15 protein-coding genes and 1 pseudogene are annotated in these 17,317 nt (G+C 72.2%); 9 read left to right on the top strand and 7 right to left on the bottom strand.

Annotated features, from left to right (window positions below; translation table 11 throughout):
* Positions 1 to 174 (bottom strand): DUF2264 domain-containing protein (locus tag ACJA3G_RS11405; RefSeq protein WP_406552804.1); only part of this gene is annotated, 174 nt, incomplete at its 3' end.
* Between ACJA3G_RS11405 and ACJA3G_RS11400 the strand changes: the two genes are divergently transcribed.
* Entirely contained in the window at positions 116 to 1,189 is a 1,074-nt protein-coding gene (locus ACJA3G_RS11400) for a DUF2264 domain-containing protein (protein ID WP_406552803.1), read from the top strand. The genes ACJA3G_RS11405 and ACJA3G_RS11400 overlap by 59 nt on opposite strands.
* On the opposite strand, the gene ACJA3G_RS11395 is transcribed toward ACJA3G_RS11400, so the two are convergent.
* Both ACJA3G_RS11395 and ACJA3G_RS11390 read right to left on the bottom strand, forming a co-directional pair.
* Complete coding sequence (locus ACJA3G_RS11395; RefSeq protein WP_406552802.1) at positions 1,152 to 1,925, bottom strand: SDR family NAD(P)-dependent oxidoreductase; 774 nt, start codon at positions 1,923 to 1,925, stop codon at positions 1,152 to 1,154. The two genes, ACJA3G_RS11400 and ACJA3G_RS11395, sit on opposite strands and share 38 nt — an antisense overlap.
* 50 nt (positions 1,926 to 1,975) lie before the next feature.
* A complete protein-coding gene (locus ACJA3G_RS11390; RefSeq protein ID WP_406552801.1) occupies positions 1,976 to 2,656 on the bottom strand; it encodes an MOSC domain-containing protein in 681 nt (226 codons plus the stop codon).
* A gap of 81 nt (positions 2,657 to 2,737) precedes the next feature.
* On the opposite strand from ACJA3G_RS11390, the gene ACJA3G_RS11385 reads away from it, so the two are divergent.
* Positions 2,738 to 3,634 carry a LysR family transcriptional regulator gene (locus tag ACJA3G_RS11385; RefSeq protein ID WP_406552800.1) on the top strand — a complete coding sequence of 299 codons (897 nt, stop codon included), beginning with the start codon at positions 2,738 to 2,740 and terminating at the stop codon, positions 3,632 to 3,634.
* A 201-nt stretch (positions 3,635 to 3,835) separates the two neighbouring features.
* Here the strand turns inward: ACJA3G_RS11385 and ACJA3G_RS11380 are convergent, their stop codons facing one another.
* Positions 3,836 to 4,168, bottom strand: a complete 333-nt coding sequence (locus ACJA3G_RS11380) for a WhiB family transcriptional regulator (RefSeq protein ID WP_365105621.1) — start codon at positions 4,166 to 4,168, stop codon at positions 3,836 to 3,838.
* 406 nt (positions 4,169 to 4,574) lie between these two features.
* On the opposite strand from ACJA3G_RS11380, the gene ACJA3G_RS11375 reads away from it, so the two are divergent.
* The 4 genes from ACJA3G_RS11375 to ACJA3G_RS11360 all read left to right on the top strand — a co-directional run bounded on the left by ACJA3G_RS11375 (position 4,575) and on the right by ACJA3G_RS11360 (position 8,996).
* On the top strand, positions 4,575 to 5,186 hold the full coding sequence (locus tag ACJA3G_RS11375; protein WP_003948568.1) for a response regulator transcription factor: 612 nt from the start codon (positions 4,575 to 4,577) through the stop codon (positions 5,184 to 5,186).
* Positions 5,187 to 5,441: 255 nt separating this feature from the next.
* Positions 5,442 to 6,017: a sigma-70 family RNA polymerase sigma factor gene (locus tag ACJA3G_RS11370; protein ID WP_067163238.1), complete on the top strand. Its 576-nt coding sequence runs from the start codon at positions 5,442 to 5,444 to the stop codon at positions 6,015 to 6,017.
* A gap of 217 nt (positions 6,018 to 6,234) precedes the next feature.
* The gene (guaB, locus tag ACJA3G_RS11365) at positions 6,235 to 7,740 is read left to right on the top strand and encodes an IMP dehydrogenase (protein ID WP_406552799.1); all 1,506 of its coding nucleotides are present in this window, start codon (positions 6,235 to 6,237) and stop codon (positions 7,738 to 7,740) included.
* Positions 7,741 to 7,871: 131 nt separating this feature from the next.
* The gene (locus ACJA3G_RS11360; protein ID WP_358833560.1) at positions 7,872 to 8,996 is read left to right on the top strand and encodes a GuaB3 family IMP dehydrogenase-related protein; all 1,125 of its coding nucleotides are present in this window, start codon (positions 7,872 to 7,874) and stop codon (positions 8,994 to 8,996) included.
* Between the two features lie 99 nt (positions 8,997 to 9,095).
* Here the strand turns inward: ACJA3G_RS11360 and ACJA3G_RS11355 are convergent, their stop codons facing one another.
* Together ACJA3G_RS11355 and ACJA3G_RS11350 are read right to left on the bottom strand one after the other, a co-directional pair.
* Positions 9,096 to 9,587, bottom strand: a complete 492-nt coding sequence (locus ACJA3G_RS11355) for a hypothetical protein (RefSeq protein WP_406552798.1) — start codon at positions 9,585 to 9,587, stop codon at positions 9,096 to 9,098.
* Between the two features lie 108 nt (positions 9,588 to 9,695).
* The gene (locus ACJA3G_RS11350) at positions 9,696 to 10,940 is read right to left on the bottom strand and encodes a nucleotide sugar dehydrogenase (protein WP_406552797.1); all 1,245 of its coding nucleotides are present in this window, start codon (positions 10,938 to 10,940) and stop codon (positions 9,696 to 9,698) included.
* Between the two features lie 220 nt (positions 10,941 to 11,160).
* On the opposite strand from ACJA3G_RS11350, the gene ACJA3G_RS11345 reads away from it, so the two are divergent.
* Positions 11,161 to 12,867, top strand: a complete 1,707-nt coding sequence (locus tag ACJA3G_RS11345) for a glycerol-3-phosphate dehydrogenase/oxidase (RefSeq protein WP_406552796.1) — start codon at positions 11,161 to 11,163, stop codon at positions 12,865 to 12,867.
* 84 nt (positions 12,868 to 12,951) lie between these two features.
* Here ACJA3G_RS11345 and ACJA3G_RS11340 read toward each other — a convergent pair whose 3' ends face one another.
* Positions 12,952 to 14,013 (bottom strand): serine hydrolase domain-containing protein, encoded by a 1,062-nt coding sequence (locus ACJA3G_RS11340; RefSeq protein ID WP_406552795.1) that lies wholly within the window; start codon positions 14,011 to 14,013, stop codon positions 12,952 to 12,954.
* Positions 14,014 to 14,261: 248 nt separating this feature from the next.
* On the opposite strand from ACJA3G_RS11340, the gene ACJA3G_RS11335 reads away from it, so the two are divergent.
* On the top strand, positions 14,262 to 16,301 hold the full coding sequence (locus tag ACJA3G_RS11335; RefSeq protein ID WP_406552794.1) for a protein kinase domain-containing protein: 2,040 nt from the start codon (positions 14,262 to 14,264) through the stop codon (positions 16,299 to 16,301).
* A 106-nt stretch (positions 16,302 to 16,407) separates the two neighbouring features.
* Positions 16,408 to 17,317: pseudogene (locus ACJA3G_RS11330) on the top strand (serine/threonine protein kinase); the annotation flags it as partial.

Genomic DNA, 17,317 nt, shown 5'->3' with positions numbered 1-17,317 from the left:
GTCGGAAGCGGTGGACTGGATCAGGGTGTTGGGCGGGCGCAGCACCATCGCCGCGTCGCCCCGCTCCACCGGCAGCGGCTCCTCCACCGCCGTCCACACCGGGTGTTCGGGCGGCATGAGCAGACCGAGGAACCCTTTCGCCGCCCAGTACGGCGAGCCCGGCCGGGGCGCCACCGACGAGCGGGGTCTGCTCACCCTGGGCTGGCACGGCCCGTACCCGCCGATCGTCCAGAGCTACTCGGGCCCGGCCTCGCCGTACTGGGCGGCGAAAGGGTTCCTCGGTCTGCTCATGCCGCCCGAACACCCGGTGTGGACGGCGGTGGAGGAGCCGCTGCCGGTGGAGCGGGGCGACGCGGCGATGGTGCTGCGCCCGCCCAACACCCTGATCCAGTCCACCGCTTCCGACGGCCTCGTACGCCTGCACAACCACGGCAGCAACAGCCAGACCGGGACGGACGAGGACCCCTGTTACGCCCGCTTCGCGTACTCGACCCGTACCGGACCCGCCTCGGGGGAGGTGCGCGACAACCACTTCGGGCTCGTCCTGGACGACGGCACGGTCACGGCCCGGGGACCCGCCGAGCCCGTGGGCCACGGTCCGGGGTGGGCCGCGTCCGCGTCACGGCCGCTGCCCGGCGTACGGATCGTCTCGGCCACCCTCGTCCACGGCCGCGCCGAGATCCGCGCCCATCTGGTCGACGGCGCCCCGCCCGGCACCCGGGCGCGCCAGACGGGGTGGGCCGTCACCCGGCCGGAGGAGACGGGACAGCTGCACCCCGTCGCCGGGTACGAGCCCCACGCGCGCGTGGTGGAGGCCGGGTCCACCCTGTTCGGCCCGCGCTCCCGTGTCGCGGTCCTCGAAGGAACCACCGGGCAGGGCCCGTCCCTCTTCGTCGCCCTCGTCTCCCTCACGGCGGAGCAGGACCCGGCCCCGCTGTCCGCCCTGGTCACACGTGTCCGCGCCGAGGGTCACACGGTCGAGGTGACCTGGCGGGACGGGACCACGGCCGAGCTCGTCCTCGACGGCGGCCCCGATCGGGGCCCGCATCCCGGCCCCGGTCCCGGTCCCGGTCCCGGTCCCGGTCCCGGTCCCGGTCCCGGTCCCGGTCCCGGYCCCGGTCCCGGTCCCGCGCCCACGGAAGGCAAGCCGCTCACTGCGGGCCGTACTTGCGGCCCGTCCGCGAGGTGACCCCGCCCAGCAGCCCGCGCGGGGCCAGCTTCACCACACCCATCAGCGCCTTGTAACGCGGGTCCGGGATCGACAGCGTCTTCCCGCGCGCGAGGTCGGAGAGCGCCGTCGCCACCAGCTTGTCGGCATCCAGCCACATCCAGCCGGGGATGTTGTCGGTGCCCATCCCGGCCCGCTGGTGGAACTCCGTCCGTACGAAGCCGGGGCACAGCGCCATCAGCCGCACCCCCGTCCCGGCCAGGTCGCGCGCCGCGCCCTGGGTGAACTGCACGACCCACGCCTTGGACGCGCCGTAGGTGCCGCGCGGCACGAACGCGGCGACCGAGGCGACGTTGACGACCCCGCCGCGCCCGCGCTCGCGCATGCCCTCGGTCGCGGCCGACGTCAGCCGCAGCACCGCCTCGATGTGCACCTTCAGCATCTTGAGCTCGTCGTCCATGGACACGTCCAGGTAGCGGCCCTTGTTGCCGAACCCGGCGTTGTTCACCAGCAGGTCGACCGGCTTGCGGCGCTCCGCGAGCCGGGCCTCGACCGACGCGATGCCGTCCTCCGCGGACAGGTCGGCGACCAGCACCTCGACCTCCACGCCGTGCCGGTCGTGCAGCTCGGTCGCCTGCTCCCGCAGCCGCTTGCCGTCGCGGGCCACCACCACCAGATCGTGCCCGTCCCTGGCCAGCCGCCGCGCGAAGGCGGCCCCGATCCCCGCGGTGGCTCCCGTAATCAGTGCAGTCGTCATAGGCGCACGTTAACGTCCCGCGTGTGTCAGCGGTGTGACGGCCCGTGCGCTCAGGAGACCGGCCGGGCGGCCCGCCGCTCCAGGTACTTGCGTACGGCCTCGTGGTCCTCCGCGGGCATCGCCTCGCCCGCCGCCAGCGTGCGCGGCAGCAGCTCCCGCTCGGTGGTGAACGCCCGGAACCAGAACGCCACCGACACCTCGTGCACGGGCCGGTGGACGACCTCGATCGCGTCGCCCGCGCGTATCTCGCCCTCCTCGATCACCCGCAGATACGCACCGGGGGCGCCCGCCCGCGTGAACCGCCTGACCCACCCCTGCTCGCCCAGGGCGCCCGCGAACGTACGGCAGGGGATGCGCGCGCAGGACACCTCCAGGACCACGTCCGGCCCGATCCGCCAGCGCTCGCCGATCCGGGCGTCACTGACGTCCAGGCCGCTGGTGGTCAGGTTCTCGCCGAAGATCCCGCCGGGCAGCTCGCGGCCCAGCTCCTTCTCCCAGGCGTCGAGATCCTCGCGCGCGTAGGCGTAGACCGCCTGGTGCTCACCTCCGTGGTGGCGCTTGTCGCACACGTCGTCGCCCGCGACGCCGCTGGCGCCCACGCCCCTGGGGCCCGGCCGGAAGATCCCCACCGCGCCCTCCACCGGCTGCTTGCCGATGCCCGTGAGGCCACCCTCGGCATCGGTGTACTCGACGAACGTGGCGCGGCCCGCGTTGACAGACAGAAGCTTCATGGCGCGCACGCTAACCCGAGCTGTCTCAAAGCAGCTACTCAATATGCCGCGTTACCCCCAAGTACCCCTTATGCTCGTAAAGTGATCGAGGCCCGTCATCTCCGTGTCCTGCGCGCCGTCGCCGCCACCGGCTCCTTCTCGGCCGCCGCGCGCGAGCTCGGCTGCACCCAGCCCGCCGTCAGCCAGCAGATGAAGGCCCTCGAAGCGTCCGCCGGTACCCCGCTGCTGATCCGCACCGGCCGTGAGACCCGGCTCACCCAGGCCGGCGAGGTCCTGGTGCGCCACGCCTCCGGCATCCTCGCGGGCCTGACCGCCGCCGAGGAGGAGGTCGCGGCCATCGCGGGCCTGCGCGCGGGCCGGGTCCGGCTCGTCTCCTTCCCCAGCGGCTCCTCCACCCTGGTGCCCAGCGCCCTGGCCGCGCTGCGCGCCGCCCACCCCGGCACCCGCGTCTCCCTGGTCGAGGCCGAGCCGCCGCGCTCGGTGGAGATGCTCCGCGACGGCGACTGCGACATCGCGCTGGCCTTCCGGTACGGGGCGGCCACCGCGGAGGAGTGGGACGACCTGGTCGTACGTCCGCTGCTGAGCGACCGCCTGGTCGGCCTGGTCCCCGACGGCCACCGGCTGGCCGGCAGCGGCACGGTCGACATCCGCGACCTCGCCGACGAGCCGTGGATCGCGGGCTGCCCGCGCTGCCGGCGCCAGCTCGTCGAGGTCTGCGAGGAGTCCGGCTTCACCCCGCGCATCGACTTCGCCACCGACGACTACCCGGCGGTGATCGGGCTGGTCGGGGCCGGTCTCGGGGTCGCGGTGCTGCCGGAGCTGGCGATCTCCTCGGTACGGCCCAAGGGGGCCCGGACGGTCACGGTGGAGCCCGCCGTCGAGCGCGAGATCGTCGCCCTCACCCTGCCCGACCTGGCCCGGGTCCCGGCCGTCGCGGCCACCCTGGACCAGCTGGCCGGAGCCGCCGCCCGCACCTGAGCCTCGGGGCGCCCGGAAGCGCGGCACCGGCGCGGGGCGCACGCCACCCGCGCGGGGCCGCCCCTGACGAGGCGTACCGCCGCGCCGCGCGCTGCCCGCCGAAACCCGGCGCCAATGGCCGACGATGCGTCGGCGGTGTACTGCCCGGTGCTGCGCCATCCGGCGCAGGAACGTTTCTGCGAAATCCGGTGCTGCCCGGTGCTAGCCGTGCCCCCGGTCGCCCCCCGCTCCCGCGCCCGCCGCCGTCACCAGCCGGTTGCGCGCCCTGCCCATCAGCTCTTCGCGCTCGTCCTCGGTGAGTCCGCCCCACACCCCGTAGGGCTCACGGACCGCCAGGGCGTGGGCGGCGCACTGGGCGCGTACCGGGCAGCGCATGCACACCTCTTTCGCCGAGTTCTCGCGCGCACTCCTGGCCGCGCCGCGTTCGCCCTCCGGGTGGAAGAAGAGGGAGCTGTCGACCCCGCGGCATGCGGCGAGGAGCTGCCAGTCCCACAGATCGGCGTTCGGTCCGGGAAGGCGGGAGAAATCTGCCATTGCTCATATCCCCTTGAAGCCGTGCCTGAGGTGGATGGGCCGGGTACCCCGGATCACTGGGGTGTACCGACGAACGTACATCTACGGTGTAAGTAGATGTAAATATGACTCATTGCGAATCTAGCCACAGACACCAGAAAAAGGGAAGAAAAGCCGCTAAATGGGGCATACCTCCAAGCGAACGGCGGGCGACCCGCGGTGCGCGCCCGGCGCACACGGCCCCTCACGTAGAGTGCCGAAGGCGCCCGTCCGACCCGTAACTCTTTCGAGTGACCATCGTTGAGAGTGCGGAGCGGTTGAGAGAACAAGCGCTCGGGCAGGTGTCCGAGAGCGTCAATCGCACAGGTGACGATACGTAACCAGCCTGGAGGCTCAAGGTGACGCGCATCAGCTGCGGAGGGCGGCCATGACATCCGTCCTCGTCTGCGACGACTCCCCGCTTGCCCGAGAGGCGCTCCGCCGCGCGGTGGCTACCGTGCCCGGCGTCGAGCGCGTGACGACGGCGGCCAACGGCGAGGAAGTCCTCCGCCGCTGGGGCGCCGACCGCTCGGACCTCATTCTGATGGACGTACGCATGCCCGGTCTGGGCGGCGTGGAGACCGTCCGACGGCTGCTGTCCGCGGACCCCGGCGCCCGCATCATCATGCTGACGGTCGCCGAGGACCTCGACGGGGTGGCGCTCGCCGTCGCCGCCGGCGCCCGCGGCTATCTGCACAAGGACGCCTCGCGCGCGGAGTTGCGGGCGACCGTCACCCAGGCGCTCGCCGACCCGACCTGGCGGCTGGCCCCGCGCAGACTGCGTTCGGCCGAGATGGGCGCGGCGCCCACACTCACCGCGCGCGAGATCCAGGTGCTCGAAGGCATGAGCCACGGACGGTCCAACGCCGAGATCGGGCGCGAGCTGTTCCTCTCCGAGGACACGGTGAAGACGCACGCCAGGCGGCTGTTCAAGAAGCTCGGCGCCTCGGACCGGGCACACGCCGTGGCGCTCGGCTTCCGCTGGGGCCTGGTGCGCTGACCGGCCCACGGCGTGGTCGGCCGGATCCCCGTCCGCCGTCGGCGGGCGGGTCCGTCCCCCCACTCCGTGGAGCGGCGTGTGACGCTTCGCGCGCGATGCCGCATCCTTGAAGGTGTGGAGTTCCTCGGGGACGAGTCGGTCGAGCGGGAGGGGAGGGCGCAGGAGATGACTTCCGGCGCACCTGCTCATAACGCTTCGGTGCACAACTACGGGCGCGGTGCCACGGATTCTGCGACGCCGGGGCACCATGGACCGATGCGCGACGACGAGCCAACGGTGATCGGTGCACTCGTTCACCGTGCCGTCGACGGCGACGAACAGGCCACGCATGACCTGCTGGCCCATGTTCACCCGCTCGCGCTGCGCTACTGCCGCACCCGGCTGAACCGTCTGCCGGGTGATGCTCGCCACTTCGTGGAGGACCTCGCGCAGGAGGTCTGTGTCGCCGTGCTCATGGCGCTGCCGCGCTACCGGGACACCGGGCGGCCCTTCGAGGCCTTCGTGTTCGCCATCGCCTCCCACAAGGTCGCCGACCTCCAGCGGGCGGCGATGCGCCACCCCGGCTCCACGGCGGTGCCCTCCGACGAGATGCCCGAGCGGCCCGACGACTCCCTGGGCCCCGAGGAGCGCGCGCTGCTCAGCAGCGACGCGGAGTGGGCCAAGAAACTCCTCGCCAACCTGCCGGAGAACCAGCGCGAACTGCTGGTGCTGCGGGTCGCCGTCGGCCTCACCGCCGAGGAGACCGGCCAGATGCTCGGGATGTCGCCGGGCGCCGTCCGGGTCGCCCAGCACCGCGCGCTGAGCCGGCTGCGGGCACTCGCCGAGCAGTAGTCCCGGCCCACCCGGCCCCGGCCGGTCTTCCTTCACCCGTACGGCCGTACGAGGCTCCACGCGTGCGTAGCGAACCGTCGCCCCACGCGCGCGCAGCGACACCCCCGTGTCCGTGTGAACGTACAAAGAATGGGGTTGATCTTGTTCATGGAATGAGACACCGCGCCAGCCCGTTAGCATGGACATCCGCACCGATCAAGGCCATGGGGAAGGTGTCATGACTGCAAACGTCGACGGAGTGCCCGAGAAGTTCGCGATGCTCGGGCTGACATACGACGACGTGCTGCTGCTGCCGGGCGCGTCCGACATGGCGCCCGACCAGATCGACACCTCCTCGTACCTCTCGAAGAACGTGAAGGTGAACGTCCCGCTGCTGTCCGCGGCGATGGACAAGGTCACCGAGGCGCGCATGGCCATCGCGATGGCCCGCCAGGGCGGCGCCGGTGTCCTGCACCGCAACCTCTCGATCGAGGACCAGGCCAACCAGGTCGACCTGGTCAAGCGCTCCGAGTCCGGCATGGTGACCGACCCGATCACGGTCCACCCGGACGCGACGCTGCGCGAGGCCGACGAGCTGTGCGCCAAGTTCCGCATCAGCGGCGTCCCGGTCACCGACCCGGCGGGCAAGCTGCTCGGCATCGTCACCAACCGCGACATGGCCTTCGAGTCCGACCGCACGCGCCAGGTGCGCGAGGTCATGACCCCGATGCCGCTGGTCACCGGCAAGGTCGGCATCTCCGGTGTGGACGCGATGGAGCTGCTGCGCCGCCACAAGATCGAGAAGCTGCCGCTGGTCGACGACGCCGGCATCCTCAAGGGCCTGATCACGGTCAAGGACTTCGTGAAGGCCGAGAAGTACCCGAACGCGGCCAAGGACAAGGAAGGCCGGCTGATCGTCGGCGCCGCCGTCGGTGTCGCGGGCGACGCCTACGAGCGCGCCCAGGCGCTCATCGAGGTCGGTGTCGACTTCATCGTCGTCGACACCGCCCACGGCCACTCCCGGCTGGTCGGCGACATGGTCGCCAAGATCAAGTCGAACGCGGGGGGCGCCGACGTCATCGGCGGCAACATCGCCACCCGCGACGGCGCCCAGGCGCTGATCGACGCGGGCGTCGACGGCATCAAGGTCGGCGTCGGCCCCGGCTCCATCTGCACCACCCGTGTCGTCGCCGGCATCGGCGTCCCGCAGGTCACCGCGATCTACGAGGCCTCGCTCGCCGCCAAGGCCGCGGGCGTCCCGGTCATCGGCGACGGCGGCCTGCAGTACTCGGGCGACATCGCCAAGGCCCTGGTCGCGGGCGCCGACACGGTGATGCTCGGCTCGCTCCTCGCGGGCTGCGAGGAGTCCCCGGGCGAGCTGATGTTCATCAACGGCAAGCAGTTCAAGTCGTACCGGGGCATGGGTTCGCTCGGCGCGATGCAGTCCCGCGGCGACCGCAAGTCCTTCTCCAAGGACCGCTACTTCCAGGAGGGCGTCGCCTCCGACGAGAAGCTGGTCCCCGAGGGCATCGAGGGCCAGGTGCCCTACCGCGGCCCGCTCTCCGCGGTCGTCCACCAGCTCGTCGGCGGCCTGCGCCAGTCGATGTTCTACGTCGGCGGCCGGACCGTCCCGGAGCTCCAGGCCAACGGCCGGTTCGTCCGGATCACCTCGGCGGGCCTCAAGGAGAGCCACCCGCACGACATCCAGATGACGGTCGAGGCGCCGAACTACACCAAGCGCTGACCACGCCCACGCGCGCGTGGACCGAGTGAGGGGCGGCCCCGGATTCCCGGGTCCGCCCCTCGCCCGTATGTCGGTGACACACAAGTCGGGGATACTGGTCCGGCAGACGTAGAGGGAAAGGCCCACACAACGTGACTGAGATCGAGATCGGGCGCGGCAAGCGCGGACGCAGGGCGTACGCGTTCGACGACATCGCCATCGTCCCGAGCCGCCGCACCCGGGACCCGAAGGAGGTCTCGATCGCCTGGCAGATCGACGCCTACCGGTTCGAGCTGCCGTTCCTGGCCGCCCCCATGGACTCCGTCGTGTCGCCGCAGACCGCGATCCGTATCGGTGAGCTCGGCGGTCTGGGCGTGCTGAACCTCGAAGGCCTGTGGACCCGGTACGAGGACCCGCAGCCGCTGCTCGACGAGATCGACCAGATGGACGAGGACGCCGCGACCCGCCGCCTCCAGGAGATCTACGCCGCCCCGATCAAGGAAGAGCTGATCGGGCAGCGCATCAAGGAGGTGCGCGACTCCGGTGTGGTCACCGCCGCGGCGCTCTCCCCGCAGCGCACGGCCCAGTTCTCCAAGGCCGTGGTGGACGCCGGTGTCGACATCTTCGTCATCCGCGGCACGACCGTATCGGCGGAGCACGTCTCGGGCGCGGCCGAGCCGCTCAACCTCAAGCAGTTCATCTACGAGCTGGACGTCCCGGTGATCGTCGGCGGCTGCGCCACGTACACCGCGGCCCTGCACCTGATGCGCACCGGCGCGGCCGGCGTCCTGGTGGGCTTCGGCGGCGGCGCCGCGCACACCACGCGCAACGTCCTGGGCATCCAGGTCCCGATGGCCACCGCAGTCGCCGACGTGGCCGCGGCCCGCCGCGACTACATGGACGAGTCCGGCGGCCGGTACGTGCACGTGATCGCCGACGGCGGTGTCGGCTGGTCCGGCGACCTGCCCAAGGCGATCGCCTGTGGCGCCGACGCGGTGATGATCGGCTCCCCGCTGGCCCGCGCCACGGACGCGCCCGGCCGGGGCCACCACTGGGGCATGGAGGCCGTCCACGAGGACGTGCCGCGCGGCAAGCTGGTCGACCTGGGCATCGTGGGCACCACCGAGGAGATCCTCACCGGTCCCTCGCACATCCCGGACGGCTCGATGAACTTCTTCGGCGCCCTGCGCCGCTCGATGGCCACCACCGGCTACAGCGAGCTCAAGGAGTTCCAGCGCGTCGAGGTGACGGTGGCGGACGCGCAGCACAAGCGCTGACGCCCGCCACGCGCGCGTGGGCCTCGGCCCGCGTACGCACCCTGTATGCGCGAGGGCCCGGACCGTTCGACGGTCCGGGCCCTCACGCGTGTACGGGGGTTACGCGGCGGCCTTCTTGGAGCCGGAGAACGCGGCGAAGGCGGCGATCGCGAAGAACAGGAACGTCATCGGGTCGGCGTCGGCCTTCCAGGCGTCGTTCACCAGGCTCAGGTGCTGGAACAGCAGCTCGGAGGTGCTGACGGGAAGCTGCTTGGCGCCGAGGACGGCCTCGCCGACCAGCTGGCCCGCGTAGACCGCGCCGAGGGCGAGGACCGCGCTGAGCACCGGCAGGGCCGGGTTGCGTCCGCCGACCTTGCCCGAGGCCCAGCCGATCAGGAAACCGACACCGACGGCCGCGTAGCCGATCTCGTGCTCGGTGGCGCCGATCAGCGCGCCGTAGACGCCCGCGGTGACGACGGCGACGACGACCGCCGTGACCAGGCCGCCGGCGAAGTTGTCACGGACCGGCGCGGGCGGCGGGGCCGGGACGAAGCCAGGGAACTCGTGCTGGGGCTGCTGGGGCTGCTGTGGCGGTGGAAAGGACTGGCTCATCTTCGGATCCCCCCGAGGTAAGTGAAGGCGCGAGCCCGAGAATGCGCACGGCTGTGCGATCGGGCGACCCGAAGAGTAGCAACCGCCCGAGGCCGCGGGGATCACATTTCAGAGTCGGTGGGCGGCGCCCCCGGGGGTGACACCGCGCGTGTCGAGCAGCAACTGCGCCTTGACCGTGAGCCCTTGCAGGTCGTACGTGCGGTGGTGCTGGATCAGCACGGTGAGGTCGGCGTTGGCCGCCGCTTCGTAGAGCGAGTCGGCGCGCGGCACGGGCTGGTCGCGCACGCGCCAGTCCGGGACGTACGGGTCGTGGTAGCTCACCGCCGCGCCGAGGTCGATGAGCCGCCCGGCGATCTCGGCGGCCGGGGAGCCCTCCAGATCGGCGAGGTCGGGCTTGTACGTCACGCCGAGCAGCAGGACGCGCGCGCCCCGGGCGGACTTGCCGTGTTCGTTCAGGAGGGTGGTGGAGCGCTGGATGACGTACTGCGGCATACGGGCGTTGATCTCCCGCGCCAGCCCCACCATCCGCAGGCCCGTGTACGGCAGCGGGGTCGGGTCGAGCGGTACGCCGTGGCCGCCGACGCCGGGGCCGGGGCGGAACGGCTGGAAGCCGAACGGCTTGGTCTCGGCGCACCGGATCACGTCCCACAGGTCCACCCCCATGTCGTGGCAGAGCACGGCCATCTCGTTGACGAGCGCGATGTTGACCTGGCGGTAGTTGGTCTCCAGGAGCTTGGCCATCTCGGCCTCACGGGTGCCCCGGGCACGCACGACCTTGTCGGTGAGCCGCCCGTAGAACGCGGCGGCGGACTCGGTGCAGGCGGGGGTGAGACCCCCGATGACCTTGGGGATGGCGGCGAAGCCGTGGGTGCGGTTGCCGGGGTCGAGGCGGCTGGGGGAGTAGGCGAGGTGGAAGTCGCGCCCGGCCCGGAGCCCCGAGCCCGACTCCAGCAGCGGACGCAGGAAGTCCTCGGTGGTGCCGGGGTAGGCGGCGGACTCCAGGATCACGGTGGTGTGCGGGCGCAGCCGGGCCGCCAGGGTGCGGGCCGCGTCGGCCACGGCGCCGAGGTCCGGGGTCCGGTCGGCGCCCAGGGGGGTGGGGGCGCAGATCACGGCGGTCCGGACCCGGCCGAGCTCGGCCGGGTCGCCGGCGGTCCGGAAGCCCCCCGAGAGCATCCGGCGCAGTTCGGCGGCGGACAGTGAGCCGTCGACCGGGGGCCGCCCGGCGCGGAGCTCGGCGAGCACCTGGGGGTCGGTGTCGTGGCCGATGGTCTCGATGCCCGCGGCGGCGGCGGCCTGGGCGAGGGGCAGTCCTAGGTGGCCGAGTCCGATGACGGCGAGGTCTGCGGGCATGCGGGTGACCGTCCTTCCCTTAACCGGAGGGGACATGACGCGCAAGCCCTGTGGACAGAATGAGCGTTACGCAATGTCAGACTAAGAGTAAATATGACCGTTATGCCGTATTGCCGGGCCCGCGTTGCCCGAGTGTTGTCCACAGGCGGTGGCCGATGTCGGTGGTCGCGTCCAGAATCGAGTGTGTGAGCCAGACCACCCCGATCAACGGGAGGCACCCGTGAGGACAGCGACACTGGGACCGGTGCAGCGCGCCGAGGCGCTCGCCGCCATGGCCGAGCGCGAGCTCGACGTGCTGGTCGTCGGCGGCGGGGTGGTCGGCGCGGGCACCGCGCTGGACGCCGTGACCCGAGGACTTTCGACCGGCCTCGTCGAGGCGCGGGACTGGGCCTCGGGCACCTCCAGCCGGTCGAGCAAGCTGATCCATGGCGGGCTGCGCTATCTGGAGATGCTGGACTTCACGCTGGTGCGCGAGGCACTGAAGGAGCGCGGATTGCTCCTGGAGCGTCTCGCCCCGCACCTGGTGAAACCGGTCCCGTTCCTCTACCCCCTCCAGCACAAGGGCTGGGAGCGGTGGTACGCGGGCTCGGGCGTGGCGTTGTACGACGCGATGTCGGTCTCGTCCGGCCATGGCCGGGGCCTGCCGGTCCACCGCCACCTCTCCCGCCGCGGCGCCCTGCGGGTCGCCCCCTGCCTCAAGCGGGAAGCGCTGGTCGGCGCGCTTCAGTACTACGACGCGCAGATGGACGACGCGCGCTTCGTGGCCACGCTGGTGCGCACGGCGGCGAGCTACGGGGCGCACACCGCCAACCGGGCCCGGGTGACCGGGTTCCTGCGCGAGGGCGAGCGGGTGGTCGGAGCGCGGGTGCGCGACGTGGAGGGCGGCGGGGAGTACGAGGTCCGCGCCAAACAGATCGTGAACGCCACCGGAGTGTGGACGGACGACACCCAGGCGATGGTCGGCGAGCGCGGACAGTTCCACGTCCGGGCCTCCAAGGGCATCCATCTGGTCGTGCCCAAGGACCGCATCCACTCCACGACCGGCCTCATCCTGCGCACCGAGAAGTCGGTGCTCTTCGTGATCCCCTGGGGCCGTCACTGGATCGTGGGCACGACCGACACCGACTGGGACCTGGACAAGGCCCATCCCGCGGCCTCCAGCGCGGACATCGACTACCTCCTCGAACACGTCAACTCCGTCCTCTCGGTGCCCCTGACCCGGGACGACGTCCAGGGGGTCTACGCCGGTCTGCGCCCCCTGCTCGCCGGGGAGTCGGACGCCACCAGCAAGCTCTCCCGCGAGCACACGGTGGCGCACCCGGTGCCGGGTCTCGTGGTCATCGCCGGCGGCAAGTACACGACGTACCGGGTGATGGCGAAGGACGCGGTGGACGAGGCGGTGCACGGCCTGGACCAGCGGGTCGCGGCCTGCGTCACCGAGGACGTGCCCCTGCTCGGCGCGGAGGGCTACCGGGCGCTGTGGAACGCGCGGGCGAGGACCGCCGCCCGCACCGGTCTGCATGTGGTCCGCGTGGAGCACCTGTTGAACCGGTACGGATCGCTGGCCGAGGACCTCATCGAGCTGATCGTGGCCGACCCCTCGCTGGGCGAGCCGCTCGGCGCGGCGGAGGACTATCTGCGCGCCGAGATCGTCTACGCCGCGTCCCACGAGGGCGCCCGCCATCTCGACGACGTCCTGACCCGGCGCACCCGGATCTCCATCGAGACCTTCGACCGGGGCACGCGGTCGGCCCGGGAGTGCGCGGAGCTGATGGCGCCAGTCCTCGGCTGGGACACCAAGCAGATCGACAAGGAGGTGGAGCACTACGAGAAGAGGGTGGAGGCGGAGCGTGAGTCGCAGCGCCAGCCGGACGACCTGACGGCGGACGCGGCACGGCTGGGCGCGCCGGACATCGTGCCGCTCTAGGGGGAGCCCGATGGCGGGGGCCGTTGGGAGGAACCGGCACGGCCGGGGTCAGGGGCGCGGCCGGAGTCGGTGGCACGGCCGGGGCTAGTGGTCGGCCGCCGGGCAGAACTCGGAGTCGAGCAGCGAGAGTTCGAGGGAGGGGTTGAGCGTGATGTCGGAGTTGATACGGAAAACGGCGGTGTGGCGACCGTCGGCGGTGGCCGCAGCGCGGACCAGACTGCCGGATATACGCCCGTTGTGGCCCCAGACCGTGAGGCCGCAGGAGAGTCGCTCGGGGTAGACCCCGAGGCCGTAGACGCCGTGGGTGGCCGAGGTGTCGAGCAGTTCGCGCTGCTGGGGCGCGGGCAGCAGGGCACCGCCGACCAGGGCGGCATAGAAACGGCTCAGGTCGGCGAGGGTCGATATGAGTTCACCGGCGGCCCCGGCCGGGCGCGGGTCGAGCTCGGTGACGTCGTGGCCGCCGGGGGAGTAGGCGCGGCCGTGCGGGGACGGGAGCGTGGTGCGGGCACCCGGGAACGAGGTGCCGGTGAGGTGGAGGGGGGTGATGATGCGGCGATCGGCCTCGGCGGCGTAGGTATGGCCGGTGACCTGCTGAACGACCATGCCCAGAACGACGTAGTTGGTGTTGGAGTAGGCGTAGATGCCCGGCGGCCCGGGGTAGTGCGTGAGCGCGGTGTGAACAGCTTGTGAGGGGGTGACGGGAACCGGAGCGGTGCTGTCCGCCGTGTAGGGGAACAGACCGCTGGTGTGGGAGAGCAAGGAGCGCAGGGTGAGGTGGCGGCCGTCGTTTCCATGGCCGCGTACCAGGCCCGGCAGATGCTGTTCCACCGTGTCGTCGAGGCGCAGCCTGCCCTCGGCGGCCAGCTGGAGCACCACCGTGGCGACGAAGGACTTGGTGAGGCTGCCCGCCCGGAAACGGTCGTCGCGGCCGAGCCCGGACCCGGCCGTGCCGAAGCGGGAGCGGTCGCCGTCGTCGGTGAGGAGCGCCGCTGCCGGGGTACCCGTGCGGGCGACCAGCCGTGCCAGCGCCGTGGCCTGTGGGTCTTTCAGACCGGTACGGTCCGGTTCGGCAGGCGGGTCGGTCATGCCCAGGCCACAGAGCACCATGGCCAGCGGCATGGTGAGCAGCGCCCGGAGTCTCGGCACGGTGGTGGTCCCCCTTCCCCGGACATCTTGGCGGACGGCGGACCCGGGACAATCATTGGTCCCGGCGTGAGAGACAATGGACGCTCTGCCAGGGCGGGTGCCGCTCCCCCGGGGGCCAACCCCCGGACCCCCGGCAGCAGAAGCAGGTCGGAGCGGTGAACCGGGCCGCCTCATGAGGCAAGTTGCGGGGAGCCGTCGGCCGGGACGCGGTCGGTGCGGGCGCGGATCAGGGATCGCAGAGGGGACGCATGTCGGAGGCGGAGCAGTCGCGGGAGCCCCAGCGGGACGAGCGGAAGGAGTCCGGCGCGAAAGCCGAGGGCCGACTCCTGGCCGAGCGGTACCGGCTCGGGGATGTGCTCGGCCGTGGCGGCATGGGCACGGTCTGGCGGGCCGTCGACGAGACGCTGGGCCGTACCGTCGCCGTCAAGGAGCTGCGCTTCCCCAGCAGCATCGACGAGGAGGAGAAGCGCCGGCTGATCACGCGCACCCTGCGTGAGGCCAAGGCCATCGCCCGGATCCGCAACACCAGCGCGGTGACGGTCTACGACGTCGTGGACGAGGACGACCGGCCGTGGATCGTCATGGAGCTCGTCGAGGGCAAGTCCCTCGCCGAAGCGGTGCGCGAGGACGGGGTGCTGACGCCCCGCCGGGCCGCCGAGGTCGGGCTCGCCATCCTCGACGTGCTGCGCTCGGCACACCGACAGGGCATCCTGCACCGCGACGTGAAGCCGTCCAACGTGCTGATCGCCGAGGACGGCCGGGTCGTGCTCACCGACTTCGGCATCGCCCAGGTCGAGGGCGACCCGTCCATCACCTCGACGGGCATGCTCGTCGGCGCGCCCTCGTACATCTCGCCGGAGCGCGCCCGCGGCCACAAGCCCGGCCCGGCCGCCGACCTGTGGTCGCTGGGCGGCCTGCTCTACGCGTGCGTGGAGGGCGTCCCGCCGTACGACAAGGGCTCCGCCATCGCCACGCTGACCGCGGTGATGACCGAGCCGGTGGACCCGCCGGCGAACGCGGGGCCCCTCCTGGAGAAGGTCATCTACGGCCTGCTCGCCAAGGACCCCGAGCAGCGGCTCGACAACGAGGCGGCGCGCGCGCTGCTCACCGAGGTGCTGCACGCGCCCGAGCAGGCCGTACGGCCGCCGGAGCCGGTGTCGTCCGAGGTGACCCGGGTCGTCGCGCTGCCCCCCGTGCCCGGCGAGCCCAAGGGTGACGCGGGCGCCAAGGCGAAGGAGGTGGCCGACGCGGCTGCCGACCGGATGCGCGGCGCCTTCAAGTCCGTACGGAACGCGGCGGTGGCGGCGCAGGCCACGGCCAAGGACAAAGCCAAGGCCAAGGAGAAGGCGAAGCCCAGAGGCGGGGTCGCGGCAGGGCCCCTCGGCCGGCCGACCGCCTCCGCCGGGTCGGTGCCCGGCGGGCCGTCGACTCCGTCCGGACCGCCCGCGCCGGTGCGGGCCCCGCTCACCGACGTCGTCCCGCGGCGCACCCTGGTGATCATCGCGGTGGTGGCGGCGCTGGCCGTGCTCGGGACGGTGCTCGCGGTCGCGTTCAGCGGCGGTGACGACAAGGGCAACGACGGCAAGAGCGGCAGCAAGGCGTCCAGCGGCGCCACCGCGGGAAGCGGCGGCAGCGGCAAGACCGGCGGCGGCCAGGGCACGGGTCAGGGCACCGGCCAGCAGGGCCAGGGCCAGACCCAGACGCAGGGTCAGACGCAGGGCCAGGGCCAGGGCCAGAGCGGCGGCAAGTCGCCCGCGCCCTCCCAGTCCTCCGGGGCCCAGTCCTCCGGGTCCGGGTCCGGGGGCAACGGCGGCAACGCGGGCGCCAACCTGCCCAGCGGCTACACCATGGTCTCCGACGCCGACTTCCACTTCTCCATGGCCATGCCCGCCGGCTTCCACCGCATCGGCATAGCCGGGGACAACTCCGGCGGGATATACGCGGCGGGCGGCGGCTTCCCGCGCGTCCAGGTCGACTTCAACGCGAAGCCGACCGACGACGCCCGCCGGGCCTGGCTGGAGCTGGCCGGCGCGGTCGCCGGGAGCAGCAGCAACTACCACCTGCTCGGCATCCAGAAGGTCGATTACAAGGGGTACCCGACGGTCGCCGACTGGCAGTTCGAGCGCGACCAGAGCGGCGAGCGGGTCCGGATTCTCAACCGCGGCTTCAAGGTCGACGGATCGCACGGCTACGCGATCATGGTGACCTGCAAGTCGGCCGAGTGGGACGGCGACGCGTGCGTGACGCTGCGCAAGACGGCGTTCGACACGTTCAGCCCCAAGGACTGAGCAGGCCACGTATCGTGAGAGCCCGCGAACCGTACGCAGCCACAATGGGCCGGTAAACGACCGGAATTGACGGGTTCCGGGGGACAGCACGCTGTGGGGAGGCGATGTGGACGACTACGCGGGTCGGGTGCTCGCCGACCGCTATCGGCTGCCGCTGCCCTCCTCCGACGAGTACGAGCCGGTCGAGACCCGGGCCTTTGACACCTACAGCGGCCAGGAAGTGCTGGTGCGGCAGGTGCCGCTGCCGGAGGTCGTGGACGCCGAGGTGCAGGGCGCGGACGGGCGGTACGGGGACGGGCGGTACGGAGACGGGTACGGCGTCGGAGCGGCGCGGCGGCCCGCCAACCCGGCGCTGCGGCGGGCGATCGAGGCGGCCCAGGCAGCCGCGCAGATCCCCGACCACCCCCGCCTCGACCAGGTCTTCGACGTCTTCGCGGAGGACGGCTCGCTGTGGATCGTCAGCGAGCTGGTCATGGCCCGGCCGCTGGCGGCGCTCCTCGCCGAGCAGCCGATGGCGCCGTACCGGGCGGCGGAGGTCGCCTCCGATGTGCTGACCGCGCTGCGCGTGCWGCACGCGCACGGCTGGACGCACCGCAACATCACCGAGCGCACGGTGTTGATATGCGATGACGGCCGCGTGATGCTGACCGGACTGGCGGTCGGCGCGGCGGAGGAGGCGCTGTGCGGCTATGTGGTGGTGCCGCAGCTCGGTGAGGAGAGCGACGACTTCGGCGTGCGGGGGGCGGCCGAATCGGCCGGTGCCGCGTGGGGGGATGCGCCGGACTCCCCGGACGACTACAACGCCCCGGACGACTCCAACTCCCGGGACGACTCCAACTCCCAGGGCGAGCCGCGCTTCCAGGACGCGCCGGGCGCCCCGGGCTCCCCGGACGAGCTGAGCCACCCGGCCGCTACGGATGACCCCGACTCCTCGTACGCCTCGCATGCCTCGTACTCCGCGCGCGAGCAGGACGCCGACGGTTCCGAGGCGTCCGACTCCTACGGCGGCCCCAACC

Origin of the sequence: Streptomyces sp. YS-3, assembly GCF_045257485.1 — a bacterium.
Classification (GTDB): Bacteria; Actinomycetota; Actinomycetes; order Streptomycetales; family Streptomycetaceae; genus Streptomyces.
This window is presented reverse-complemented; position numbering and strand designations above follow the sequence as displayed.

Bases quoted from the DNA above. Each gene is read 5' to 3' on its own strand.
- ACJA3G_RS11395 (WP_406552802.1), bottom strand. From the start codon at position 1,925: ATGACGACTGCACTGATTACGGGAGCCACCGCGGGGATCGGGGCCGCC.
- ACJA3G_RS11390 (WP_406552801.1), bottom strand. From the start codon at position 2,656: ATGAAGCTTCTGTCTGTCAACGCGGGCCGCGCCACGTTCGTCGAGTAC.
- ACJA3G_RS11380 (WP_365105621.1), bottom strand. From the start codon at position 4,168: ATGGCAGATTTCTCCCGCCTTCCCGGACCGAACGCCGATCTGTGGGAC.
- ACJA3G_RS11375 (WP_003948568.1), top strand. From the start codon at position 4,575: ATGACATCCGTCCTCGTCTGCGACGACTCCCCGCTTGCCCGAGAGGCG.
- ACJA3G_RS11370 (WP_067163238.1), top strand. From the start codon at position 5,442: ATGCGCGACGACGAGCCAACGGTGATCGGTGCACTCGTTCACCGTGCC.
- guaB (WP_406552799.1), top strand. From the start codon at position 6,235: ATGACTGCAAACGTCGACGGAGTGCCCGAGAAGTTCGCGATGCTCGGG.
- ACJA3G_RS11355 (WP_406552798.1), bottom strand. From the start codon at position 9,587: ATGAGCCAGTCCTTTCCACCGCCACAGCAGCCCCAGCAGCCCCAGCAC.
- ACJA3G_RS11350 (WP_406552797.1), bottom strand. From the start codon at position 10,940: ATGCCCGCAGACCTCGCCGTCATCGGACTCGGCCACCTAGGACTGCCC.
- ACJA3G_RS11335 (WP_406552794.1), top strand. From the start codon at position 14,262: ATGTCGGAGGCGGAGCAGTCGCGGGAGCCCCAGCGGGACGAGCGGAAG.